A 23,143-nucleotide genomic window follows, 5' to 3' on the forward strand; every position below is an offset into this window, starting at 1 on the left:
GGCAGGCACGCACGACTGATATTAGGTAGGAATATCAATCAAGTGCTTGTACATATGTGAGTAGGGTTGAAGCGAGCGCACGGGTGCGCGCCGGGGGCCACCAGCGCACCGCGGGCCGCGCCACACCGCGCCGGAGCCCCGGAGCGGGCGCTCCGCGGAACGGACACAGATCGAGGACCCATGCCCGGACCCCACCACACCCCAGATCCCCAGCTCACTTCGGAACCCCGTGAGTCCTCTGACGCCCCGGTCGCCATCGTGACCGGGGCAACTGGGGGGATCGGCCAGGCCATCGTGCGCCACCTCGACGCGCGCGGCTACCGGATCCTCGCGCACGGCGCGGGCACGGGCAAAGCCGGCGCCGCACTCGCGGCGGAGCTGCGTGACGCACGCTATGTCGACGCCGATCTCTCAGATCCCGGGCAGGCCGGGGCCGTTGCCGAGGCCGCACGGGGTGCCTTCGGTCGCATCGACGTTGTCATCAACAACGCCGGCATCGGGATCCCCGTGCCACACACGGACCTGGATGCTGTCAGCCCCGACTTTTTCACGCGCATGCTCGGCGTCAACCTCGCGGGCCCCTGGTACCTGATCCAGGCGTGCGCCGCGGACCTCACCCAAAGCGGGGCGGGCAACGTCATCAACATGACGTCGATGGCCGCGACGACGGTCAGCGGCAGCTCGATCCCCTACGCAGTCAGCAAGGCCGGGCTCGAGCATCTCACCCGGCTGCTCGCGGTCGCGATGGGTCCGGAGGTGCGCGTCAATGCGATCGCGCCCGGACTCGTCGACACCGAGCGCACCCTCGGCTGGGACGCGATTCGCACGCAGGTCATCGAGAGCGCCCCGCTCGCGCGATCCGGCACCCCGGACGATATTGCGCGCGCTTGCCTCGCTCTGATCGACACTGAGTACGTCACCGGAGCGGTGCTCCCGGTCGACGGCGGCCAACGACTCGTTTAGGAGGCGCAGCATGACTTCGCAGACCTCACACACTCCCGATACCAGCGACGCCTCGGCACCGCGCATCGGCTACCTGGGCCTCGGCGCGATGGGCGGCCCGATGGCCCACCGCCTCCTCGACACCGGCCACGCACTGCAGGTCTGGAACCGTACTGTTGCCCGCGCCGAGCCGTTCGTGGCGCGCGGTGCCTTCCGCGCCGAGACCGCCGCGGCGCTCGCTGGGAGTTCCGACGTGGTGCTCAGCTGCCTGCTCAGCACCGAGGTCACGCGGCAGGTGTATCTCGGCCCGGACGGCATCGTCGCGGCGGCCCGGCCGGGCACCCTCATCGTGGAACACGGGACCTTCGATCCCGCGCTCGCACACGAGATCGCCGACGCTGCGGCGGATCGCGGGGTGCTGTTTGTCGATGCCCCGGTGAGCGGCGGTGCCGTCGCTGCCGAGGCGGGCGCGCTCGCGATTATGGCCGGTGGGCCGGCGGAGGCGGAGGCGCGCTTCCGCGAGGTCGTCGCCCCCTACGCCCGCGTGATCGAGTGGCTCGGCCCGGTCGGGAGCGGGTTGGCCCTCAAACTCGTCAACCAGATGCTCGTAAGCACGCACGTCGCTGTGGCGACCGAGGCCGCAAATGTGGTGCAGAGCCTCGGCATCGACCCCGCGGCGGCCACCCGAGTCTTGGCGGGAGGCTGGGCGCAAAGCACCATGTTGGAGCGCACACTACCGATCGCGTTCGCGGGCGACTTCGCGTCACCATCCGACGCCACGATCGGCGGACTGGCTGAGGCTCAGCGGCTCTTGCGTGAGATTGCTGCGGCCGCGGGCGTTGCCGTACCGGTGTTCGAGCGGGCCGCGGATCGCTTTGCGCAGGCCCGTGAACTGGGCTGGAGCGACCGGGACCTGGCCGTTCTCGCCGCCCTCGGTTGACCCGCAATTCCATACCCTCCGCGAACGCCCGGAGGACCAGGCCAACACGAGGACACCCGATAGACTCTTGGTATCATTATTGATACTATGGAAGAGTGGCCGGACTCGAGACCCTCATCGCACAGATGCGAACGAACCCGAAAGGCGTTCGATTCGCGGATCTCGCACGAGTATGCGATCAGATCTTTGGCGAACCCCGCCAGCGCGGAACCTCCCACCGGGTGTACCGAATGCCGTGGCCGGGAGACCCCCGAGTCAACGTCCAAAGCGATAATGGGCAGGCAAAGCCCTACCAGGTCAGACAAGTCCTCGCCGCGATCGACAAGCTCAGAGGGGAACAACAATGAACGCTGATCACTACTCCTACCGGGTCCGTTGGTCCAATGAGGACAATTCATACATTGGAACCGTTGCCGAGATGAATTCCCTTTCGTGGGCTGCGGACGACCAACTCGATGCCTTGCGGGGAATCCGCTCCCTGGTTGCCGAGGTACTCGAAGACATGCGCGAAACGGGAGAAACACTTCCCACTGCTTTCTCCGATCGTGAGTACTCGGGAAAATTCATGGTCCGGATCCCCGCTGAAGCCCACCGACAGCTCGCAATTGATGCAGCCGAGCAGGATGTGTCTCTCAACAGACTCGTTTCCCAACGACTCGCGGGCAGTTAACGCGGACTCGCCGCCCTCGGTTCACCCCCATAGGGTTGTGCGGGGCGCGCCCTGCCCCGCACAGCCTCGCTAGTACCCTGCGGCCGGATCTACGACGCCGTCAAGGGTGTCTCCCGCGCGGAAACGGGTGAGATTCTCGCGCACGCGGGCCGCATAGAGCGGGCGGATCATCTCGATCGTGTCCGCGGCGTGCGGGGTGATGAGCGCGCGCGGCTCGGCCCACAGCGGGTGGCCGTCGGGGAGTGGCTCAGGATCGGTAACATCGAGCGCGGCACCGGCGATCCGTCCCGTAGCGAGCGCGGTGACGAGCGCGGCCGTGTCGACCAGCGCGCCGCGGGCAATATTGACAAGGATCGCGTGGGCGGGCAGCGCGTCGAGCAGGGCCGCGTCCACGAGCCCCCGAGTGTCAGGGGTCACGGCGGCGGCGAGTACCAGCACGTCAGTGTCGGGCAGCAGCGTGGCGAGCTCGGCATCCGTGACAGTCCGATCCGCCCCCGCTACGGGCACCGCGCGCCGACGCACCACGGTCACGTCGGTGCGGAAGCACTTCACCAGGCGCACGATCTCCTGTGCCACTCCGCCGGCTCCGACGACCACAACGCGCAGCCCGTGCAACGAGGTTCCGGTGGCAGGGGCCCAACTCGTGGCGCGCACGCGCTCGGGCAGTTCGCGGAGCAGTGCCAGCGTCAGCGCAAGAGCGTGCTCGGCCACCGGGAGCGCGTAGGCCCCCTTTGCGCTTGTCCAGCGGATGCCCGGGTGCGCGGCGAGGGAGTCGGTGAACATCTCGATTCCGGCGCTCGGCAGCTGGACCCATTCGATCCCGGAGTGCGCGTCGAGTAGCTCCCGTAACTCCTGTGGCCGCCCGCCATAGCTCACCACTATGCCCCGCGCTTCGGCGGGATCCGCGACGAGCGACGCGCCGGAGGCATCGATCTCGGCCTGCAGCTCAGGGTAGAGATCTCCGATGAGGTGAATGCACACCGCTGTGCTGTCCATGCTGGGTCCTTTTCGCTCAGTGACTCGGAAGAAGCGCGTCGGGCCGCGGCAGCGCAGCCCTCCCCCAGCGTAGAGACGCAACTGATATATCACAAACATATCTGAAATGTGCTTTAAGAGATTTTGTTGGTGCTAGATTCCTATATGTCCGACAGAGCAGTCGGAAGAACACGAGGAGATTCATGTCGCAACGGGGCATCACGGGATCAGGCGGAGCGCTGTTCAGCGACGAGGGCCAGGACGGGCTCATGCACCGCGCCTTTCTCCGGGGCGGCGGGGCCAGCGCCGAAGACGTGCGCCGCACGCCCGTCATTGGGATTGCCAACAGCGCATCGGATCTGAACCCCTGCAACAAGGGCCTCGCCTATCTGGTCAAGGAGGTCAAGCGCGGCGTCCGCGACGCCGGCGGCCTGCCCCTCGAGTTCCCCACGATCTCGATCTCTGAGCCATTCACCCGGCCCACGAGCCTCTACCTCCGCAACCTCATGTCGATCGACGTTGAGGAAATGATCACCGTCTCCCCCATCGACGGCGTTGTGCTCATGGGCGGCTGCGACAAGACTGTCCCGGCGCAACTCATGGGCGCGATCAGCGCGGGCAAGCCCGCCACGATGGTCACGGCCGGGCCCCGGCCCGTATCCTGCCACCGCGACAACGCGTCGATGACCGTTGATGACGCCTGGCCCATGTGTGATCGCCGTCGCGTCGGAGAGATCGATGACGCCGAGTGGCTCGAGTTCGAGGGCAACCTCAACACCGACGTCGGCACCTGCAACGTGATGGGCACGGCGAGCACAATGGCGGCCATCGCCGAGCTGCTCGGATTCGCCCTGCCCGGCAGCGCGTTCGCGGAGTCCACAAGCGCCACCCGCCGCGAGATCGCCTACCGCACGGGCATCGAGGCCGTCGCCGCGGTCAAGCGAGGCACCGCCCCCCGCGAACTCGTGACCCTCGCCTCGCTTGAAAACGCATTCCGCACGGTGACTGCGCTCGGCGGCTCCACAAACTCGGTGATCCACCTCGAAGCCATCGCGGGGCGTGCGGGTCACATGATCGGCCTCGATAACTTCCAGGAGTGGTCGCGCACCACTCCCTACCTCGCGAACGTCCGCCCCGGCGGCACTGAGACGCTCCCCGCGATCGAGGCGGCCGGCGGCGTGCCCAGCGTGCTCGCCCGGATGTCGGATCTGCTGCACCTCGACGAGCGCACCGCGCTCGGCACGAGCTGGGGCGAGGTACTCGGGACCGCAGCGCAGGATCCGAGCCCCGCAATTGCGGAGCGCGCCACCCCGCTCGCCGAGCGCGGCGCGCTTGTTGTCCTCCGAGGCAACCTGGCACCGGGCGGCGCGATCCTCAAAACCGCGGGGGCCGGCGCCGGAGCGATGCAGCCGCATCGTGGCCGGGCGGTCGTGTTCGACGGCTTGGACGATCTGAACGCCCGCATCGATGATCCGGCACTCGAGGTCGATGCGGACAGCATCCTTGTGCTCCGCGGCCTCGGAGCCGTCGGCGCCCCCGGGATGCCCGAGGTAGGACACATCCCGATCCCCGCGAAGCTGCACCGGCAGGGCGTCACCGACATGGTCCGGATCTCCGATGCTCGCATGAGCGGCACCTCGACAGGCATGGTCGCGCTCCACGTCTCCCCCGAAGCGGCGGTCGGTGGCCCCCTCGCCTATCTGCGCGACGGCGACGAGGTTGTCCTCGACCCGGAAGCCGGCACCCTCGACCATCTCGTGGATCCCGATGAGTTTGCGTCCCGTGAGCCCTACCGATCTGCCAATGGCCCAGCGCGCGGTTTCGCGAGCCTGCACGTGCGCCACGTACTGCAGCCCGAATTCGGCTGCGATTTTGATTTCCTCCGCGACCCAGAAGCACCCGGGTCCGCCCCTCTGCCCGCACGACACTAAGGAAGTGACGCACATGACGATCACCGACCCCACACTCGCGCTCTCGGCGCACGGAATCCGCAAGAGCTACGGCGACAAAGAGATCCTGCGCGGCATCAGTGTCGATGTTCGCAAGGGTGAGCACATCGCCATCATCGGGCCGAGCGGATCCGGGAAGAGCACGTTCATCCGCTGCCTCAACGCGCTCGAAGTGCCCGATGCCGGCACCATCGACCTGCAGGGCGAGCGCGTGTTCGATGCGGATCGCCGCACCCCGGTCGCATCCGTCCGCGAACTGCGCAAGCGCGTGGGCATGGTGTTCCAGTCCTTCAACCTGTTCGCCACGCACACGGCTCTCGAGAACGTCAGTCTGGCCCAGCGCCGCGTACTCGGCCGAGACAAGGCGCAGGCGGCGGCGCGCTCTGAGGAACTGCTGGATCGGGTGGGCCTGCGCGACCACATGCACAAGCTCCCCAGCCAGCTCTCCGGTGGGCAGCAGCAGCGCGTCGCCATCGCGCGTTCGTTGGCCCTGGATCCCGAGGTCATCCTCTTTGACGAGCCGACGAGCGCCATCGACCCCGAAATGCGGGTGGAGGTTCTCAAAGTTATGAAGGAGTTGGCCGAGGGCGGCATGACCATGCTGATGGTGACCCACGAGATCCAGTTCGCCCGCGAGGCGGCGGACCGCGTGATGTTCATCGCGGACGGGGAGGTCGTAGGCCTCGGTACTCCCGAAGCGCTGCTCGAGGATCCCGAGCACGAGCGGATTCGCCGCTTTGTCAACGCGCTGAACGGGGTCGTGTAATGCTTGACCCTCGCTATGTGCTTGAGGGGCTCCTGATCACCCTCCAAATCTGGGGCGGCGCACTCGCGGTGTCGCTCGTGCTCGCGATTCCCGTGGCGATGTTGCGGCGATCCGGCAACCCCGCGGCAAAGGCGATTGGTGCGTTCTGGGCCTGGATTGCGCGCGGGATCCCGCCGATCGCCTGGCTCATCATCATCTACTTCGGGCTCTCCCTCGGCATCATCTCCGAGGTGCCGGTGCTCGCTGCCATCGTTGGGCTCGGCATCATCAACTCGGCCTATATCGGGGATAGCATCCGCGCGGGCCTCGACTCGGTGCCCCGCGGCCAGTGGGAGGGGGCGGCTTCCGTCGGCCTCTCGCGCTGGGACACGCTCATTCGGGTCGTGCTTCCTCAGGCCGTTCCCGTAATGCTCGCGTCGATCGCGGCGTACTCGATCACGCTCCTCAAGAACACGGCAATCGCGTCGATCATCGGGGCAAACGAACTCGTGTTCTACGCCTATAACGCGGTGCAGGTTGGCGCTGATCCGGTGCTGTCGTTCCTGACAATTGGTGCCGTCTACCTGCTCGTTACTGTCCCCATCGGAATCCTGGCCCGGCACCTCGGGACCCGCAGCACTGTGAAGGTGGCCCACTGATGCAGGAGTTCTTCAGCCTCGTTGTCGCACTGCTCCCGGGCCTCTGGACAAGCATCCTCATGGCCGCGGCGAGCGTCGCGGTGGGGATCCCGCTCGGGTTTTTCGCGGGCCTCGCGCTGAACAGCCAGCGTCGGTGGCTTCGGATCATCGTGATCGTGCTCGTCGAAACGTTCCGCGGCTTCCCCGCGCTCCTCACGCTGTATCTCGTCTACTTCGGCCTCACGAACTTCGTGACGCTGGATCGTTTCGCCTCGATCATGGTGGCGTTCGGCCTCACCACGGCGGCGTACACCGCCGAGATCTTCCGCGCTTCCATCGCGAGCGTACCGAAGGGGCAGATTGAAGCGGCCGAGGCGCTCGCGCTCTCAAAGACCGACATCACCCTGCGCATCATCGTGCCGCACGTGCTGAACATCGCGGTTCCGCCGCTCATCGGCATCGTCATCATCACGTTCCAGGGCACGGCCCTCGCCTATGCAATTGGCGGCAAGGAACTGCTCGGATCCGCCTACTCGATCGGCATGACCAACCTGCGCGTGCTCGAACCGCTGCTCGTGGCGGGCCTGCTCTACCTGCTTGTCACGTCGCTGCTCGGATGGATGGAAGTGCTCGCCGACCGCCGCGCGGAGCGCATCACCGGCAGCACGGCACATCGCAAGCCACCCAGGAAGCGGGGCGGGTCCAGGCGCCGCCCCGATGCGGTCGCCCCCAATACGCGCGTCGTCAATATTGCCGCCGCCAACTCGTAAGACTCCCTGTTCGTTCACACCAAAGGAGAACCCCATGAAGATCACGACCGGCACGCGCTCGCGTGCCACCCTCGCCACGGTCGCGGCGGCCGGAGCAGCGCTGCTCCTGCTGACGTCCTGTGCCTCATCCGCTGAACCCGCCCCGGAGGCCGGTGGGGCTGTGGCGGAGGACTGCACCCCGCTCCACGAGTTCCCCACGATTCAGGACGGCGTGCTCACTGTCGCCGCGATGAACGCGGCGCCCAAGTTCCACGCGCTCTCGGACAGCGGCCCATTCACCGGTATCGACGCGACCCTCATCCCCGAATTCGCGGCGGAGAACTGCCTGGAGGTCAAGTTCAAGCCGATGACCGGTGCGGCCGCGCAGCTCGACCTGCGCGAGGGCAAGTCCGACATGTTCGGCGGACTGATCCTGAAGACGCCGGAGCGCGCGGAGGTCTTTGCACAGGCCGAGGGCAGCATCCTGTACGAAACGCTCGGCCTCACCTCCGCCAAGGACAATGCCTACGACACCGTGGACTCCCTGCAGGGCAAGCGGATCGGCACCCTTTCCGGCTCGTACTACGTGGAGCCGCTGAAGGCCGCCTACGGTGCGGACAATATCGAGGAGTACCAGAGCGACTCGAACGCCTTCGAGGACTTGAAGGCGGGCCGCATCGATGCGGTCGCATGGCAGAGCATCCAGGGATTCAACTTCACGGACCGCGACGACAACTACGTCACGAAGATCCTCGGAGACGAGGCAAAGTATCCAGAGCTCACCGTGCTGCTCGAGAACAACTGGCCCCACACCAAGGGCAACACGAAGATGACCGAGGCGATCGATGACTACTACGAGCGCGCGAAGGCCGACGGCACCGTCGCCCGCGTGCTCAAGGAGAACAAGATCAACGACGAGGCCGCCGCACTCTACGTCGACGGCCGCTAGACCGGTGCGGGCGTTCTCCAGTGCGCCCGCACCTCGATTCGTCGGCGACACCGCGGACGCCCCCGCGACCGTGGTGTCGCCGACGAATCACCCTTCACGGACTGCCCGTACGGTCACTCCGGTAAGATCACGAAGAATGGACGCAGACATGGTGCCGGGAGCCCCTTCCGCAGATCCCACCACGGGTGAGATCTCGGTGACGCAGCGGGTACTCGAGCAACTGCGAAGCGAGATCGTGACCGCCCAGCTAGCCCCCGGAAGCGTGATCCGCGAGGCCGAAGTGGCCGCCAGATTCCGCGTCTCGAAGACCCCGGTACGCGAGGCCCTGCAACGCCTCCTCGCTGAGGACTTCGTCATGGTGTTCCCGCGACGCGGCTACATGGTGCGGCCCGTGGGAATCACCGACATTCAGAACGTCATGGCGCTGCGGCTCTACATTGAGCCACCCCTGTCCGCCCTCGCGGCACAGCGCCACACCCCCGAGGTGCTTGCCCGGTTGGCGGAGCTCCTCGCGTTCCAGGAGGATGAGGGCAACGCCCACGCGGATCGGCTGGCCGCGGCTCCCGAGTTCCACCGAGTGATCGCTTCTCTCGCCCGCAACGACCGGGTCGATCGACTCCTTCACACCTACTTCGACGAGACCACGCGCATGCACTACCTGTTCCCGCAGGCCACCGCGCACGTCACCTCCGAGGCGGAGCTCTCCGCGCACCGTGAGATTCTCGACGCGATCACTGCGGGAGACGGGCCGCGGGCCGAGCAGGCGATGGCGGATCACCTGAGCGAGTCGAACGAGGCCCTACTGCGGTCGTTCTACTAGGAGCTGCTCGCACCACCATCGGTGCTGTTGAGTTGCAACCATTCCCGCCACGACGATGGTCGTCCCGAAACCGGGGTGCCCTCGACCGCTACCGAGCGCAGCCCCATAAGCATGTAGTCGAGTTGGCGCAGGTGCATTTCGTTTGCGCGCTCCCGGTCGATCGCGAGCTGCGGCCGCAGATGCGCGATCATGAGCATCAAGTCGGCCGGCCCATAGTGATCGGGGACGAGCCCAAGTTCGCGGTCCACCGCGATGACAGTTTCGAGGGCCGCGCGAAGCCGCTCGGACAGGGCGTCCACCTCCGGTGTGGTCTCGACGTATCGACCGAACGCGGAGACCATCGGCCGCGCGGCTGAAAGAATGTGGGTCCGGAGGAATAGTTCGACCGCAGATTCGGGGGCCGCAGCACGCGCCTCCGCGGCACACTCCTCGGCGAGCTCGCAGATCCGCTCAAGCGACAGCACCCGAATCGCATTGACGAGTTCCGTCTTGCTCGGGTAGCGCCGGTAGATACTCGCAACTCCCGTGTTTGCGCGGGCGGCGATCTCCGACATCGACGCACCCCAGCCGTACTCGCTGAACACTTCGTGGGCCGCGTGCAGGATGGATTCATCGTTACTGAGCGCCTCGCGGGCGCGGCCGCGGAGCGGCGGGGTCGTCGACTCCGATGAATTCACTCTTCCAGAATAGCCTGGCTTCCCTTACACTTCTATCGGAACGCAGCGTTCCGTTCCGTTCCGAACTGCGAGCACCTACACTCACAACACCCCCGCACAAAAGATATGAGTCCGTATGCCCCCCCATACCACCGAACACCGACACGAATCCCGTCCCGGACACGGCCCCCACCCCGGTCGTCGCCGCGCCGATACCGTCACGGGCAATGGTGTTCTCCCTAGCGATCGCCGTGCTCGCGTTCTCGATGATGCAGACCCTGCTCGTTCCGGCACTCCCCTCGCTCATGCAAGAATTCAACATCGACTCAGGCCTCGTCGGATGGGTGCTCACAAGCTACCTCGTGTGCGGTGCGGTGGCAGCACCGATCCTCGGCTCACTCGGCGACCGGCACGGGCACCGCAAGATCCTGCTCGTCTCCCTTGGACTGTTCGTCGCCGGCGGCGTCGTTGCCGCCCTCGCACCGTCACTCCCCGTTGTTCTCCTCGGACGTGTGCTCCAGGGTGCGAGTACCGCAACGTTCCCACTTGCGCTCGCGCTTGTGCGGCGCCACACCTCCGGCCACACCCAGGCCGCGGCGATCGGTTGGCTCAGCGGGACCATGGGACTCGGTGCGGGTGCCGCCCTCGTCGTTGGCGGCGTCATCGTCGAGGTGCTCTCGTGGCACTGGCTATTTGTCGCCGGCGCCCTGATGGGTGTCATCGCCATCACACTCACGTGTGTCTTCGTTCCGGCTTCGGTGCGCGGCCAGGCGGCCCGCACCGACTGGCCAGGAACCGCGCTCCTCACAATCGGACTGCTGGCACTGCTCCTCGCGATCTCGCAGGGGGGACGCTGGGGCTGGACTTCGCTGCCGGTTCTTGGCCTCGCAGTTCTCGCGGTAGCGGCCCTCTGGTCGCTCGTTCTCGTCGAGCGCCGAACTGCAGCGCCGCTCATTGACATCCGTACGCTCGCGCGGCCGGCACTCGCCCTCACGAACGGCCTCACGCTCTTTCTCGGCTTCGTGCCATACCTCTGCTACGTCGGCCTGCCCGTGCTGCTCCAAGGAACCGGTGACCCGGGCTTCGGCCTGGGCCTGAGCGTCACCCAGACCGGGCTCGCGCTGTTGCCTGGCGCAATACTCGTATTCCTCGGCGGCCGCTTCGCCCCCTGGCTCATCGGCCGCATCGGCGCTCGCCTCACAGCACTCATCGCGCTCGCGGCGATGGGCCTCGGGAGCGTCGGAATCGCCGTCGCTCCTGGCAGCCTGATCGTGATCGTGGTGTTCTTTTCGTTCGTTGGACTCGGCAACGGCATTGGCTTCGCCGTCGTCGCAGAACTTATCGCGGGACTCGCCCCCCGGAACGAAGTGGCTGCGGCCTTGGGCGTCAATGGGGTGCTCCGCACCGTCGGCTCCGCTCTCGGCACCCCCGTTGCCACAACGGTACTCGCAAGCGGTGCTTGGGCTAACGGTGGCGGGCCCACCCCCGCCGCCTTCACTGCGCTCTTCGCCATCGCGGCGGCAGTGAGCGTGGTGGGCGCGCTTGGCTCGCTCACACTACGCGCACAGCACTAGCTCGCCCGAAGAACACCACAGCGGGTGGGCCCCGGAATCGCCCGAGACCCACCCGCGTACGTTCGGTGCTGTCGGCTAGATCAGGAACTGCGACCTCGTCGCCACCGCACCAAGAGCCCCGCACTCCCGAGCAATACAAGTGCCCCGGCCAGCCACAATCCATTCGCACTGGACTCCTGACCTGTCGTGGCAAGCTCACCCGTCTTCGGGGGAACCGGCTTCGGCTCCGGCTTCGGCTCCGGCTTCGGATCTGGTTTCGGCGGCACGACCGTGCCCGGATCCGCCTCTCGGATGATCGTGCCATTCGCGGTTACTCGCTCGCCCAGCGCGACATGCTCCCCGGCTCTGACAGCGACACCGTCAGCTGGGCTTCCCCCTCCCCCACGTGTCCGGGGTCCGTCGGTACCGATACCTGCTTCGGGGCTACATCATCCGCGGCCCAGGTGACGACCGTGTCCACTGCGGTGTAGTCCGTACCTGCTTGGGCGGTGCCGTCAGCGGTACGCACCCGCACTGACGCTTCACCGGTCCAGGGGTCCTCCGCCGCGTTCGTCCGCGAAACCTCGAATACCAGCGGCTTTCCCGCAGCGCTCGATTGGTCTGCCCCAACGGCCACCACAGCGTCCACAAGTTCAACAGGTGGCACGACCTCGATGACCTCGACCGCACCAATGTCAGGCCCTGCCCCCTGCGGGCGGGCCGCCGCTCGTTGGTCCGCTGCAGCGCCGCCGGGCCCGGCGGCGTCGATCAGGAGCGAGTCTTCGCCAGGTACCCGCACGGGCGTGAGCCCCAACGAATCGTCCAACGCGCCGAGCGCAAAATCAGCGGTGGTCCCAATAATGCGTCCTTCGCCCGCTGGCACGAGCGCCGGGGCGGTCGTGTACGCCATATTCGACTCGGACAACACGGCCGCCCCGTTCCGTTTCCCGGCTTCGGCAGCTTGCACGATTGGATCACGGGCCCCGGTATCGATGACTGAGTTACGCAGATCGAGCGCGGCGTCCCCTTCCACCTCTGCATAGAACATCCCACCGCCGGTCATCGTGACGTGAGTGAAAACGCTTGCACCCCCGAAGTATCCCCAGGCCACCGCGGGCAATTCCGCTTCCGGATCTGCGGAGAAGGTTGAATCGGAGACTGTGAGGGCTTTTCCGGGAGTCAGTGAAGTCAGCTCGCTCCACTCAATCCAGAGATCGTTCGCCGGAGAACCCCACCAATCATCAGAGCCATTCTGACGATTTCCGTCAAAAGTGGTGCGCTCGATTGCAGCGAGGGTGGGCGCAACGTCGGTCTCGATCTCACCAGAGAGTTCACCCGTTGACACCGCCCCCACCTGATATCCGGTGTTCCCCCGGAAGAGGCTGTCACGGATCATGAGCATGGGCCCCTCGACGGGGACTCCTTCGGGGTCCTCCTCCTCATCCCAGAGGTGGAAACCGCTGAATTCGATTGCGCCCGCTTCCCGCTCGGCCGAGTGGTTGTTGAGGAACGAGGTGCGCTCGATCAAGACCTCTCCCCGTCTCTCAGGACTCGACTCGATGTCCGCTTCGACAAACAGCCCCACGGTCTGGTTATCTGCAAACACGGAGTCGCGAATGTGCACAGACCCGTCGATTCCTTCGTTCGAAACGACGAGGGCCCCCTCCTCGTAGTCATCCCCGTGACCGTTGTCCCGGAACACGCTGGATCGGACGTCGAGGAGCTCGAACGGCCAGGTGTCGCCGACAACGATTCCGTAGGAGGCGAACCCCTGCACCGTCACGTTGTCCAGGCCGAGTGCACACACTGATCTGGCAAGGTACAGCCCGTTTCCACCCCCGCCACCCCCGGTGAAAGTGAGATTTTCGATGGAGATTGGAAAATCCAGCCACCGAGTTGAGCTGATGAGGTCTCCCGACTCCGCGATGTTGCGAATCTCAGCACCCGCCCCGTCTCCGCGCAGCACCAGCCCGTCCCCGACCTCGATCTCGCCGTCGATCTCCACCACCAACCCCGCAGACACGACGATCTCGTCGATCCCGGGGTGCGCGTTCGCCTCCGCGAAGGCCCAGCGCAGTGTCCCCTCCTCGGTCCCGTTCCCGGGGTTCGTCACGGTGTAGCTCTGCGCCCCCGACACTGGATCGACGACAAGCGGAAAAGTGATTCCTGTGCACGCCTCACTGTCACGTGCTGCTGCCTGACCAGGATCGTTGAGCGGCTGTTCTGTTGCGTCGTTTGAGGTCTCCAGTTGCGAGATCTCCGGCGCGGCCGTGGAGTCGGGAACGGATTCCCCGTCTTCCGCGATCGCTGGGGCGGCACCCAGCATGACGAGTGCACATGTGACAAGCGCAGCGCTTCCCCACGGTGTTTTTCGACGCAAATGAGTCCCCCTTGGCTCGTTGCCGGTTCAGCGACAGACCGACAGCAATCGTCCTCGAAGACTAACCTGTCGCTCGGAAACTTGCGACCCTTGTCTCAGAGCGGAACGAGAACGCGCGGAACTACGCGTCGGAAACTGGCTGCCGCAGGATCGTGCGCAGCTTCTCGGGTGCCGTTCGGCGCGGGTCGCTCAGGTAGATCTCGTGATGGCGGCCGGTCATGCGCAGGCCCTGCGCCGGAATGAACTCATGGTGCATGCGCGCCAGTACCGAACCCTCATCGGAGTACGGGCCGAGGTGCAGCGTCTGCACGCAGCGCCCCTCCGCGAGCGGGGCGAAGCGCACCTCGGCAAGCTTGGCCGGCGGATCCCCTGCGTCGACCGCGGCGATCGCGCCGGCAACCAGGGCCGCATCCACCCACTCGGGAACGAGGATCATCATGGTCCACCGCCACTGGGTCGCGTCGCGGGAGCCCGTAAACGTCTCCATGTCGTCAGCCCACCAGAGCCCCTCGAGCGGCGGCACCACGTAGTCGCGTCCCAACTGCTGTTTGCTCGCGAACTTCACCTTGTACGCAACCGGGTATAGGGCCTCGAGCGCTGCCGTGTATTCGGGGGCGGTGTTCGGGTCGCCAACCCCATCAACCATGAGATAGTGGCGTTCCGGCAGCTCCACCACCTCGAAGGTGCCGTGCGGAGCCCGGTAATCGGGCAGTGCCTTCTTGACATCGACCTTGGGGTGCGGTGCGTTGGGTTCAGCCATGGTGGGTCCTTCCAGGAGGGTCAGGTGCTCGCTAGTCTGGCACGCCGTGCTCGACTACAGGCCGAGCTCCCCAAGCCGCGCCTCGTAGCGGAGCTCAACCTCAGCAAGGTCGGCGTCCTCGGCGACGTCCCACATCGACATGAGTTCCTGTTGCACGGCCGCGGGTAGGGCCGCGTACTTCGACTCCCACTGCGCCACCGGCGTCCAGTACCCCACGACCTTGAACTGGGTCGCAGGGAGCTCCAGCTCGCGGCGCAGAAACTTTCGCACATCTCGCAACGCCACGGTTTCGCCGGCCACCCAGACGTAGCCGTGATCGAAGGAGAAGCGGGGATTGATGACGCTTCGCACGATCTGTCCGAGGGCGCTCGGCCCGTGGCCGTTGCCGCTGAACACCCAGGTGACGTCAACGTTCGCCCCGGCCGGCAACGCGATGCGGTCGGCGTCGCTCGGCACCTCAATCACCACGCGGGTGCGAATTGTCTCAGGCACGGAGGCGATGATCCGGGCCACGGCGGGGAGCCCGGTGAGATCCGCAGCCAGCACCTGCCACTCGGTCCCCTCCGGGGGTGCATAGAGCCCCGTCGGCGAGTTGAGTCCGAGCACGTGGCCCGGCTGCGCGGCCGCCGCCCAGGGTCCCGCGATACCTGTGGGGTGGATCACGAAGTCGATGTCGAGTTCCCCGAGCTCCGGCCGTACTTCCCGGATGGTGAATGTACGCATCGGCGCCTCGGGAGTTCCCTCCGCCGTCTCCCAGGAGTCTGCGGTGGCAATGGGGAGGGACACGTCGGTCGGATCGTCGCCGTGCGGGAAGAACAATCGCACGTATTCGTCTCCCGTGCCGGTGCTCACGAAGTCGGCCACGCCGGGGCCACCCAGGGTGATCCGCACGAGCGAGGGGCCAAGGGTGACAGTCCGCAGGACGATGCCGCGATAGATCTTCAAGGGGTCTCCGTTTCGTCGGTGGGTTCGGTGGCGGATTCGGTAGCGGAACGGATGGCGGGATCGACCCCAGAATCGCGCTGTGGCCCCTGCAGCCCCCGTGACTGAGCATTCCAAAACTGCTGATAGTGCCCCTGCTGCTGCAAGAGCTCGGCGTGGGTGCCACATTGCACGATCGCACCGTCCGCACACACAAGGACCTCGTCTGCGTCAGCGGCATGATGCAGTTGATGGGCGATGAGCACGGTGGTACGGCCAGCTCGCAACGCCTCGACGGCGCGGTCAACATCGGCGCGGTGCTGCAACCCGACGTCCGCGGTTGCCTCGTCGAGGATCACCGCTGCCGGATCTGCGAGCAGCGCCCGGGCGATCGCGAGCTGCTGAATCCGGCCATCGTCAAGGTCCGCGGCCGCCGCGTTCGAGCTTCCCGGTTCGCCTGCGAGGCGCAGCAGCGCCCAGTCCGCTCCTGCAGCGGAGAGGGCATCAGCGATTTGGGAGTCGCTAGCGCTGGGGGCCGCGAGCCGCATGTTGTCGGCAATGCTGCCTCGGAACAGATGGATCTCCTGGGTCAGGGCGTAAGGAACAGCCGCAGGCTCGATGTGAATCTGTCCGCTGTCTTGTCGGTCATGTCCCGCGATGACGCGTGCGAGTGTGCTTTTCCCTGAGCCAGATGCGCCGACAATCACCGTTGTCGTGCCTGCAGGCACCACGAATGAGGCATCGGCAATGCCTCGCTCGGAGCCGGGATACCGGAACGTGAGTGAATCCACGGTGATCGTCGGATCGCTCCCCAGCTCGGCGCGCACAGTCGCGGAGTGTGGGGTGGCCGGGTCCTCCGAGGCGAGTTCGATGACCCCAACGAGTCGAGCCAGCCCAATTGCGGCGCGCTGAATATCATCGAGCCCAAAGATGAGCTGGCCGATCGGATCGAAGAGTCTGTGGAATACAAGTGCCGCGGCGGTCACCGCACCCACGGTGATCACGCCGTTCATGTGCAGCACGAACCCCGCACCCAGGATCGCGATCAGCCCCGCGGCCTCGCCACCGTTCAAGGATCGGAACAGACGATTGCGGATCCCCACCCCGGTCACTTGCGTTCGGATTGACGCCTCAGCCCGGTGCGCGACACGCTCGAGCGCAAGCCCCTGTTCGTTCAGCGCGGTGAGGGTGTCGTGTCCGTGGACCGCTTCGATGACGGCCTGGCTCCGCGCTGCCTCGCGCGCCCGGATCTCCCGAAACACGACGCGGGATCGACGCAGGAACGCGCGCGTTCCCAGCGCGTAGAAGGGCACGCAGGCGAGACCCGCGAGGGCGAGCCACGGGTTGAGCGCTGCGAGGGCCACCACGGAGACGGCAATCGCGAAGCCTGCAGACAGCAGACCGGGCACCACATTCCCGCCGGCCTCCGAGACGGCGTCGACGTCACCGGTCACTCGCGAGAGCAGATCCGCGCTTTCAGAATCGTCGACGTGTCGCGCCGGCAGCCGCATCGCCGAGGAGAACACCTCCTCGCGCAGCTCGGCGAGGACATCCTGCACCAAGCCGATCAATACGCGAGCGGCCCAGAGTCCCATCAGCGCGGCACCGATTGCCCCCACCGCGACCCCGCCCACCCACAGCGCTATTGTGGCGAATCCCGCCCCGGCAGTGACGGCGTCAACAATTCGCCCCAGGCAGGCGGGCATCACAAGCCCCAGCGCGGAAGCCGCAAGGAACAGCACAGCCACGGCGCTCAGGCGTCGGCGGCGTGTGCGGAGGTGCCGCCGCACCGTGTGCCACACCTGCCGCCCCGTGGCGATCGGGAGGCTCACTCCCAGCTGCGTGTTACCGACCATGCTGGGCTCCCTCTGTTGCCGCTCCGGGGTGTTCGCCGGGCAGATCAACAACCCGGTCGCACGCGGCGAGCAGCGCAGGCGAGGTCGTGATCGCAATCACGGTACTCGGGTGACGTGCAAGCTCGACAGCGATCTGTGATTCAGTGAGCGCGTCAACCGCTGACGTCGGCTCATCAAGCACGAGCACCTGAGCGCCCGCGTGCAGGCCCCGGGCCAATCCCACGCGCTGCTGCTGCCCGCCCGAGAGTCGACGTCCGGACTCCCCCACCTGTGCGTCCCAGCCACCAATTTGCGCGACTGCATCGTCGAGCGCTGCCGCGCGCACGGCGTGGTCGTCCACGCCATAGGACGGAGCATCACTCTGGTCCGGGGCTGCCTCACCCCGGCCCCGCACCGCGTCTCGAAGGGTGCCGGTTGCCAGAGAATGACGGTGCGGAAGGGCGACAACGTGTCGACGGTATTCGACGGGGTCGAGCGTGTCCACCGGGCGGGATACTCCGTCGATCAGGACCTCGATCTCCGCAGCGCTCGGGTCCTCCCGGAGTCCCAACTGGCGAGACAGCGCACGAGCAGCGTCGCTGCCCGCCGCGCGGATTCCGAGCAGTTCGCCGCGCCGCACTGACACGCGCTGACCGGCGACGGTGAAGCTCAGCAGGATCTCGGCGTGACCGGTCCGCGGCACTGTTTCTTCACCCGCCGTGTCGTCCCGGTGCTCCCGTGGTTCCGGCAGGAGGTCCTCGGCATTGATCACCGTGGCCAGCCGGCGGGCAGACGCGAGCTTGTGAATCCAGTTGGAGGGGAACGATCCCGCGTGTGCCAGCGACCCGCTGATGAACTGGGCGAGGCCCAGAACTGTGACGAGTTCGCCGATACTAATCGTGCCATTCGAGGCGAGCCACGCCGAGACCCCGACGAGCACCGTGGTAGCGAGCGCTGCGAGTACTGCGCTCACGGCCCCGTATCCCGCGAGTGATCGGCCGGCCACAGTGGCCGCGCGGCGGGATCGGTCGCTCGCGGTGTCGTAGCGGCGCACCGCTTCGGACCGGGCCCCCATCCCCACGAGCACACGGAACCCGGTCATGAAATCCGCAGCCACAGCCCCGGCTTCGGTCGCGGCGGCCTGCTCCGCCTGACCACGTCTCTCGAGCGGCCTGGACACCCATCGCATCACGAGCATCATGCCGACTGTCGCCGCGAACACCACGAGGGCGGCAACGGGCGAGATGACGAACATGGCGCACGCGGCGCCCGCGAGCGAGGCGAGCGTCGCGCTCTGTTGCGCCACCGACCAGGCGACCCCGGCAACGCGGTACGTGTCCGAGGTCACGTAGGTGAGTGCCTCGCCCGGCGTGAGCCGCAACTGGGAGAGCCTGGGCCGCAGGATCCGGGCGAGTGCGAGATGCCTGAGGGCCTGTTCCCCGGTGCCGTACACGCGAACCATGAGCCGGGAGGCGAGCTGGTAGCTGCTCGTCAGCACGAGGAACGTGCCGAGCAACGCTGCGAGCCAGATCCCCAGCGCGCGTGGATCCGACGGTAGCACCGCACGATCGATCGTGGCTCCGATCAGCACGGGGATCGCGGCTTCTGCGAGCGCGTGCAGCATGAGCAGCGCGGTTGCGCTCGCCAGAGCAAGCCCGCGTCCCTCGCCCGCGAGCGCGATCCGGAACAGCTGTCCAGGTGTGACTGTCACCGTGATCGCCGCCCGAGTGGCAGCACCAACGGAGTCCCTGAGACAGGGTCCGTAATCACCTGGCACGGCAAGTCGTACACAGCCTCGACGAGTTCTTCGGTGATGACTTCGCGGGGATCGCCCTGGGCCACGATTACGCCGTCCCGCATCGCGACGAGGTGGGTCGCGTAGCGGGCCGCATGGTTCAGATCATGCAGCACCGCGACAAGTGTCGTCCCAGCGCGGTGCAGGTCCGCGAAGAGTTCAAGCAGGTCGATCTGATGACCGATGTCGAGGAAGGTAGTGGGTTCATCGAGCAGGAGATGCCCGGTCTGCTGCGCGAGGGCCATCGCGACCCACACGCGTTGCCGCTGTCCGCCCGAGAGTTCGTCAACGAGGCGGGTGGAGAGTTCCGTCACCGCTGTCGCGGCCATGGCTTCAGCAACGGCACGCTCGTCTTCCCTGCTCCACGTGCGCATCGCGTTCTGGTGCGGGAAGCGGCCGCGGCCCACAAGATCTGCCACGGTGATTCCGTCCGGGGCGATCGAAGACTGCGGCAGCAAGCCTAGCTTGCGCGCGATCTCCTTCGGCTTGCGGGTGTGCAGTTCGGCACCGTCGAGCAACACCGCACCCGCGCTCGGCCGCAGGAGCCGCGCGAAGCCGCGCAGCAACGTCGACTTCCCGCACGCGTTCGGCCCGATGATGATGGTGAACGACTGATCCGGCACCTCGAGGCTCAGCTCAGAGATGATGCGGGTATCCCCGTATCCCAGGGTGATGTCACGAGCGAGGAGTGAGGCTGTCACGGGTTGTCCTTTCATGAGCGGCGAGCATACTGGGCGGCAAGCAACACGGCGAGATACACGCCGCCGACGGAGACTGTGACGACGCCGACAGGCACCGAGAGAATTTGTGCCACAGCGTCTGAGGCGACCACGAGGGCCGCGCCGGTGAGCATCACGGGCAGGATCCCCATCGGAGTATTGGATCGGGTCAGACGCTGGCTGATCTGCGGCGCGGCCAGCGCGATAAAGGAGATGGGGCCGGCCGCGGCCGTCACCAGGGCGACGAGCGCCACTCCCAGCACCATGGCGGCGAGCCGCGTGCGACCGGGCCTGATCCCCAGCGCCGTGGCCGCGTCATCACCCATTTCCAGTACCGGAAGCGTTCGGTTGAGCGGGAGCACCGCAAGCACCACAACCACGAAGACGAGTGCGGCAGGGAGGAGCTGATCAAAGCCCAGTGAGGCGATCGATCCCGCGCCCCAGGTTGCGGCCATCATCGCCTTTTCAACGCTCACGGAGATCAGAATCCAGGAGGTCAGCGACCCGAGTCCGGCCGAGACGCCGATCCCCACGATGATGAGCCGGAACGACGACATCGTGTGTTTTTGGGCGAGCGCGTACACGAGGAGCGCCGTGAGGAGACCCCCCACAAGCGCGCCCGCCGCCTTAAACAGATAGGTATTGAGTTCCAGTACCACCATCGTCAGCGTCACACCGAACTGCGCGCCAACACCGAAACCAATGATGTCGGGAGACCCGAGCGGATTCCGGGTCAGCGACTGGAACACGCCGCCGGCGAGCGCCAGGGCCGCCCCGCAGAGCACGGCAAACAAGACGCGCGGCAAACGCCATTCGAAGACAACCTGCCGCGTGTCAGGGTCGGATGCCGGATCGACGAGCGCGCGCAGAATGCCGTCGAACGGCACCCGATAGTCCCCCAGCGTCATGGAGAGCGCGCCGGCCACGAGGATTACCGCGGCGAGCGCGAGGCACACGACGATCGAGCGAACCGTGACGATGCCAGACAAGCGCCGGGTGTCGAAGCGCAACTGTGCGCGGCCAAAGTCGACGGCGGGCACGGCTCCGGAACGTGTGTTCGACCCTGTGGGCCGCTGTGGGGTCGTGTCGCTCACAGGCCACTCACCTGCTTTCGTCGGACAAGCGCTATCAGAACGGGGGCACCGAGAACTCCGGTGACGATCCCGACGCGGAGTTCACCGTTGGGAAGCACAACTCGGCCGAGCACATCCGCGAGCAGCAGGAAACTCGGTCCCACAAGCATCGAATACGCGAGGACCCAGCGCTGATCGGGTCCGGTGAACCAGCGCACCATGTGCGGGATCATGATGCCGACAAAGGCGATCGGTCCGGCCGCGGCAACGGCGGTCCCCGCGAGCAGGGTTACCGCGATGACCACGGCGATCCGTGTCGCCACGATCCGGGCCCCGAGCGCTTGGGCAAGGTCGTCGCCGAGGGCCAGCGCATTCAACGACCGAGCAGAGAGCATCCCGATGAGGAGGCCCAGCCCGATGAGCGGAACGGCCCAGTCGAGCTGATCGATTGTGCGTCCGCCGATCGACCCCACTCCCCAGAAACGCATCACCTGGAGCGTGCTGTGATTCTGCAGCACGATCGCGGTGGTAAATCCGGTGAACGCAGCTCCGAGGGCAACGCCCGCGAGAGTGAGTTTCATGGGTGATCCGCCCGAGGGGCCGATCGAGCCGAGCGCGTACACGAGCAGGGTGAGGACAAACGCGCCCAGCAGGGCGAAGGGGACATACGCACCCGGAGCGGTGAGCCCCAGGACTCCCACGGCAAAGGTGACCGCGAAGGAGGCCCCCGCGTTCACTCCGAGAATGCCCGGATCCGCCAGTGGGTTCCGCGTGAATGCCTGGATCAAGCCACCGCACACCGCAAGCGCTGCGCCCACGATGAGGCCCAGGAGGGTGCGCGGCAATCGCAGCTCGACGACCATCAGGTGGTCAGCGTTTGCCTCGTCATAGTGCGTGAGCGCTTCGATGACCGTGAGCGGGTCGATGGCCCGAGCGCCGACTGCGAGGGAGGCGATCGCCGCGGCGACCAGCACGATCCCCGCGACGATCAGGCCACCGACCCGCGACCTCACTTGCCGTCAGAAATCGTCGGTGTGCCCTCGAGTGCGCGGGCCAGGTCCTCGACATACTTCGGCAGAATGTACTGCAGCGAGAGCACTGTCGGCGCGCTGATCGCGGAAGCCTCGGCGTCATCCGCGTAGATCACATACGCCTGCTTCTCGATCGGGTTCCAGCGCGAGACGACCTTGTTCTTCACTGTGTATTCGCCCTCAGCGACGCTGCCGCCCCAGGCTGCAAAGAGATCAGCCTCCACGTCTCCCAGGTTTTCGAGGCTGACGCCAGTGTACCAGTTGTCGCCCTCAGCGGTTGAGAGGAACGTGTCCATCGCGGGAGTGGAGCTGAAGCCCAGCGACTCGGTGATGCGGACGCGGGGGTCGTAATTCAGGTAGACACCCAGGTCGGTTCCGCCCTCATTCAGGGTGAGCCCCCACACAAAGGTCTTGTCCTCAAATTCCGGGTGCTTCGCAGCGAGCGAATCCACGAGAGTTTCTGTTGCTGTAACGAGCTCTTCAGCTTTTTCGTCCTCCCACATCGCGGTGCCGACGGTCCGAGTCATCTCCTCCCAGGTGCTCGGATTCCACGGGCCCTCAATGTAGGGAACGGTCGGCGCGATGGCGTTCAGTCGCTCAAACTCGACGTCGGTGATGCCGGAGTACAGGCCGAGGATCAGATCCGGCTTGAGGGCCTTGATCGCCTCGTAGTTCGGCCCTTCTTCATTCGAGGGGATGAGCTCCGGGGTCTCACCGTATTCCTCGGTGACGAATTCCTCGAACCAGGGCTGGTAGCCGCTCTCACCGGCGCCCCAGACCTCTTCGATGCCAACCGGGTTCTCCCCCAGTGCCGCAACGATGTCAGGCGTCATCCAGCCGAGCGCAACGATCCGCTCCGGCTTTTCCGGAATCGTCGTCGAACCGTGCGCATGCTCGATTACGACACCGTCAGCGGTACCCGGTTTCGCGTTCGCATCCTCACTCGGGGCGCTGCACCCGGCAAGGGTGAGTGCGGCCGCTGCGGCGAGCGCGACGAGCGCAGAGACTCGGCGCACCTGGGGGCGGGCATGGGTGTTCGGCAT

General features: G+C 66.3%; 22 protein-coding genes. 10 read left to right on the forward strand and 12 right to left on the reverse strand.

Annotated elements, in window-relative coordinates; all coding sequences use genetic code 11:
- Nucleotides 1-180: 180 nt before the first annotated feature.
- The 3 genes from FM113_RS09820 (at nt 181) to FM113_RS09835 (ending at nt 2,552) form a co-directional block, all read left to right on the forward strand.
- The gene (locus FM113_RS09820; protein WP_087014144.1) at nt 181-963 is read left to right on the forward strand and encodes an SDR family NAD(P)-dependent oxidoreductase; all 783 of its coding nucleotides are present in this window, start codon (nt 181-183) and stop codon (nt 961-963) included.
- A gap of 10 nt (nt 964-973) precedes the next feature.
- Nucleotides 974-1,882 carry an NAD(P)-dependent oxidoreductase gene (locus FM113_RS09825; RefSeq protein WP_087014146.1) on the forward strand — a complete coding sequence of 303 codons (909 nt, stop codon included), beginning with the start codon at nt 974-976 and terminating at the stop codon, nt 1,880-1,882.
- 343 nt (nt 1,883-2,225) lie between these two features.
- Nucleotides 2,226-2,552, forward strand: a complete 327-nt coding sequence (locus FM113_RS09835) for a type II toxin-antitoxin system HicB family antitoxin (protein WP_087014149.1) — start codon at nt 2,226-2,228, stop codon at nt 2,550-2,552.
- A 69-nt stretch (nt 2,553-2,621) separates the two neighbouring features.
- Here FM113_RS09835 and FM113_RS09840 read toward each other — a convergent pair whose 3' ends face one another.
- Complete coding sequence (locus FM113_RS09840) at nt 2,622-3,548, reverse strand: NAD(P)-dependent oxidoreductase (protein ID WP_087014151.1); 927 nt, start codon at nt 3,546-3,548, stop codon at nt 2,622-2,624.
- Nucleotides 3,549-3,730: 182 nt separating this feature from the next.
- Between FM113_RS09840 and FM113_RS09845 the strand changes: the two genes are divergently transcribed.
- The 6 genes from FM113_RS09845 (at nt 3,731) to FM113_RS09870 (ending at nt 9,377) form a co-directional block, all read left to right on the forward strand.
- Entirely contained in the window at nt 3,731-5,458 is a 1,728-nt protein-coding gene (locus FM113_RS09845; protein ID WP_087014153.1) for a dihydroxy-acid dehydratase, read from the forward strand.
- Between the two features lie 13 nt (nt 5,459-5,471).
- Nucleotides 5,472-6,242, forward strand: coding sequence for an amino acid ABC transporter ATP-binding protein (locus FM113_RS09850; RefSeq protein WP_087014155.1), 771 nt, complete (start codon nt 5,472-5,474; stop codon nt 6,240-6,242).
- On the forward strand, nt 6,242-6,880 hold the full coding sequence (locus FM113_RS09855; protein ID WP_087014157.1) for an amino acid ABC transporter permease: 639 nt from the start codon (nt 6,242-6,244) through the stop codon (nt 6,878-6,880). The genes FM113_RS09850 and FM113_RS09855 overlap by 1 nt, the downstream gene beginning before the upstream one ends.
- Nucleotides 6,880-7,629 (forward strand): amino acid ABC transporter permease, encoded by a 750-nt coding sequence (locus FM113_RS09860; protein WP_087014159.1) that lies wholly within the window; start codon nt 6,880-6,882, stop codon nt 7,627-7,629. The genes FM113_RS09855 and FM113_RS09860 overlap by 1 nt, the downstream gene beginning before the upstream one ends.
- Nucleotides 7,630-7,663: 34 nt before the next feature.
- Complete coding sequence (locus tag FM113_RS09865; RefSeq protein ID WP_176387152.1) at nt 7,664-8,557, forward strand: ABC transporter substrate-binding protein; 894 nt, start codon at nt 7,664-7,666, stop codon at nt 8,555-8,557.
- Nucleotides 8,558-8,693: 136 nt separating this feature from the next.
- Nucleotides 8,694-9,377, forward strand: a complete 684-nt coding sequence (locus FM113_RS09870; RefSeq protein ID WP_176387153.1) for a GntR family transcriptional regulator — start codon at nt 8,694-8,696, stop codon at nt 9,375-9,377.
- Here FM113_RS09870 and FM113_RS09875 read toward each other — a convergent pair.
- Nucleotides 9,374-10,054 carry a TetR/AcrR family transcriptional regulator gene (locus tag FM113_RS09875; protein WP_087014385.1) on the reverse strand — a complete coding sequence of 227 codons (681 nt, stop codon included), beginning with the start codon at nt 10,052-10,054 and terminating at the stop codon, nt 9,374-9,376. The genes FM113_RS09870 and FM113_RS09875 overlap by 4 nt on opposite strands.
- Before the next feature lie 206 nt (nt 10,055-10,260).
- Here FM113_RS09875 and FM113_RS09880 point away from each other — a divergent pair, with 206 nt between their 5' ends.
- Nucleotides 10,261-11,607 carry an MFS transporter gene (locus FM113_RS09880; protein WP_176387154.1) on the forward strand — a complete coding sequence of 449 codons (1,347 nt, stop codon included), beginning with the start codon at nt 10,261-10,263 and terminating at the stop codon, nt 11,605-11,607.
- A gap of 80 nt (nt 11,608-11,687) precedes the next feature.
- Here the strand turns inward: FM113_RS09880 and FM113_RS18615 are convergent, their stop codons facing one another.
- The 10 genes from FM113_RS18615 to FM113_RS09925 all read right to left on the reverse strand — a co-directional run bounded on the left by FM113_RS18615 (nt 11,688) and on the right by FM113_RS09925 (nt 23,143).
- Nucleotides 11,688-11,873, reverse strand: coding sequence for an LPXTG cell wall anchor domain-containing protein (locus tag FM113_RS18615; RefSeq protein ID WP_176387155.1), 186 nt, complete (start codon nt 11,871-11,873; stop codon nt 11,688-11,690).
- Between the two features lie 44 nt (nt 11,874-11,917).
- Nucleotides 11,918-13,912 carry a choice-of-anchor Q domain-containing protein gene (locus FM113_RS09885; RefSeq protein WP_087014166.1) on the reverse strand — a complete coding sequence of 665 codons (1,995 nt, stop codon included), beginning with the start codon at nt 13,910-13,912 and terminating at the stop codon, nt 11,918-11,920.
- 175 nt (nt 13,913-14,087) lie between these two features.
- The gene (locus FM113_RS09890; RefSeq protein WP_087014168.1) at nt 14,088-14,726 is read right to left on the reverse strand and encodes a GyrI-like domain-containing protein; all 639 of its coding nucleotides are present in this window, start codon (nt 14,724-14,726) and stop codon (nt 14,088-14,090) included.
- A gap of 54 nt (nt 14,727-14,780) precedes the next feature.
- Nucleotides 14,781-15,671 carry a siderophore-interacting protein gene (locus tag FM113_RS09895; protein ID WP_087014170.1) on the reverse strand — a complete coding sequence of 297 codons (891 nt, stop codon included), beginning with the start codon at nt 15,669-15,671 and terminating at the stop codon, nt 14,781-14,783.
- Nucleotides 15,668-17,503, reverse strand: coding sequence for an ABC transporter ATP-binding protein (locus FM113_RS09900; protein ID WP_087014172.1), 1,836 nt, complete (start codon nt 17,501-17,503; stop codon nt 15,668-15,670). Before FM113_RS09900 ends, FM113_RS09895 begins: the two co-directional genes overlap by 4 nt.
- Nucleotides 17,493-19,193, reverse strand: coding sequence for an ABC transporter ATP-binding protein (locus FM113_RS09905; protein WP_217895990.1), 1,701 nt, complete (start codon nt 19,191-19,193; stop codon nt 17,493-17,495). The genes FM113_RS09900 and FM113_RS09905 overlap by 11 nt, the downstream gene beginning before the upstream one ends.
- Nucleotides 19,190-19,978, reverse strand: a complete 789-nt coding sequence (locus FM113_RS09910) for an ABC transporter ATP-binding protein (RefSeq protein ID WP_254908953.1) — start codon at nt 19,976-19,978, stop codon at nt 19,190-19,192. The genes FM113_RS09905 and FM113_RS09910 overlap by 4 nt, the downstream gene beginning before the upstream one ends.
- Nucleotides 19,979-19,989: 11 nt before the next feature.
- Nucleotides 19,990-21,090 (reverse strand): iron chelate uptake ABC transporter family permease subunit, encoded by a 1,101-nt coding sequence (locus FM113_RS09915; RefSeq protein ID WP_087014176.1) that lies wholly within the window; start codon nt 21,088-21,090, stop codon nt 19,990-19,992.
- A complete protein-coding gene (locus tag FM113_RS09920) occupies nt 21,087-22,082 on the reverse strand; it encodes an iron ABC transporter permease (protein WP_087014178.1) in 996 nt (331 codons plus the stop codon). The genes FM113_RS09915 and FM113_RS09920 overlap by 4 nt, the downstream gene beginning before the upstream one ends.
- A complete protein-coding gene (locus FM113_RS09925) occupies nt 22,079-23,143 on the reverse strand; it encodes an ABC transporter substrate-binding protein (RefSeq protein WP_087014180.1) in 1,065 nt (354 codons plus the stop codon). The genes FM113_RS09920 and FM113_RS09925 overlap by 4 nt, the downstream gene beginning before the upstream one ends.

The organism is Leucobacter sp. 7(1), from assembly GCF_900163635.1.
Classification (GTDB): Bacteria; Actinomycetota; Actinomycetes; order Actinomycetales; family Microbacteriaceae; genus Leucobacter.

What these genes read in the sequence shown, in the direction of transcription:
- FM113_RS09840 (WP_087014151.1), bottom strand. Translation starts at nt 3,548, where the DNA reads ATGGACAGCACAGCGGTGTGCATTCACCTCATCGGAGATCTCTACCCT.
- FM113_RS09855 (WP_087014157.1), top strand. Translation starts at nt 6,242, where the DNA reads ATGCTTGACCCTCGCTATGTGCTTGAGGGGCTCCTGATCACCCTCCAA.
- FM113_RS09820 (WP_087014144.1), top strand. Translation starts at nt 181, where the DNA reads ATGCCCGGACCCCACCACACCCCAGATCCCCAGCTCACTTCGGAACCC.
- FM113_RS09845 (WP_087014153.1), top strand. Translation starts at nt 3,731, where the DNA reads ATGTCGCAACGGGGCATCACGGGATCAGGCGGAGCGCTGTTCAGCGAC.
- FM113_RS09865 (WP_176387152.1), top strand. Translation starts at nt 7,664, where the DNA reads ATGAAGATCACGACCGGCACGCGCTCGCGTGCCACCCTCGCCACGGTC.
- FM113_RS09880 (WP_176387154.1), top strand. Translation starts at nt 10,261, where the DNA reads ATGGTGTTCTCCCTAGCGATCGCCGTGCTCGCGTTCTCGATGATGCAG.
- FM113_RS09850 (WP_087014155.1), top strand. Translation starts at nt 5,472, where the DNA reads ATGACGATCACCGACCCCACACTCGCGCTCTCGGCGCACGGAATCCGC.
- FM113_RS09835 (WP_087014149.1), top strand. Translation starts at nt 2,226, where the DNA reads ATGAACGCTGATCACTACTCCTACCGGGTCCGTTGGTCCAATGAGGAC.
- FM113_RS09870 (WP_176387153.1), top strand. Translation starts at nt 8,694, where the DNA reads ATGGACGCAGACATGGTGCCGGGAGCCCCTTCCGCAGATCCCACCACG.
- FM113_RS09900 (WP_087014172.1), bottom strand. Translation starts at nt 17,503, where the DNA reads ATGGTCGGTAACACGCAGCTGGGAGTGAGCCTCCCGATCGCCACGGGG.
- FM113_RS09925 (WP_087014180.1), bottom strand. Translation starts at nt 23,143, where the DNA reads ATGCCGAACACCCATGCCCGCCCCCAGGTGCGCCGAGTCTCTGCGCTC.
- FM113_RS09885 (WP_087014166.1), bottom strand. Translation starts at nt 13,912, where the DNA reads ATGCTGGGTGCCGCCCCAGCGATCGCGGAAGACGGGGAATCCGTTCCC.
- FM113_RS09890 (WP_087014168.1), bottom strand. Translation starts at nt 14,726, where the DNA reads ATGGCTGAACCCAACGCACCGCACCCCAAGGTCGATGTCAAGAAGGCA.
- FM113_RS09825 (WP_087014146.1), top strand. Translation starts at nt 974, where the DNA reads ATGACTTCGCAGACCTCACACACTCCCGATACCAGCGACGCCTCGGCA.
- FM113_RS09860 (WP_087014159.1), top strand. Translation starts at nt 6,880, where the DNA reads ATGCAGGAGTTCTTCAGCCTCGTTGTCGCACTGCTCCCGGGCCTCTGG.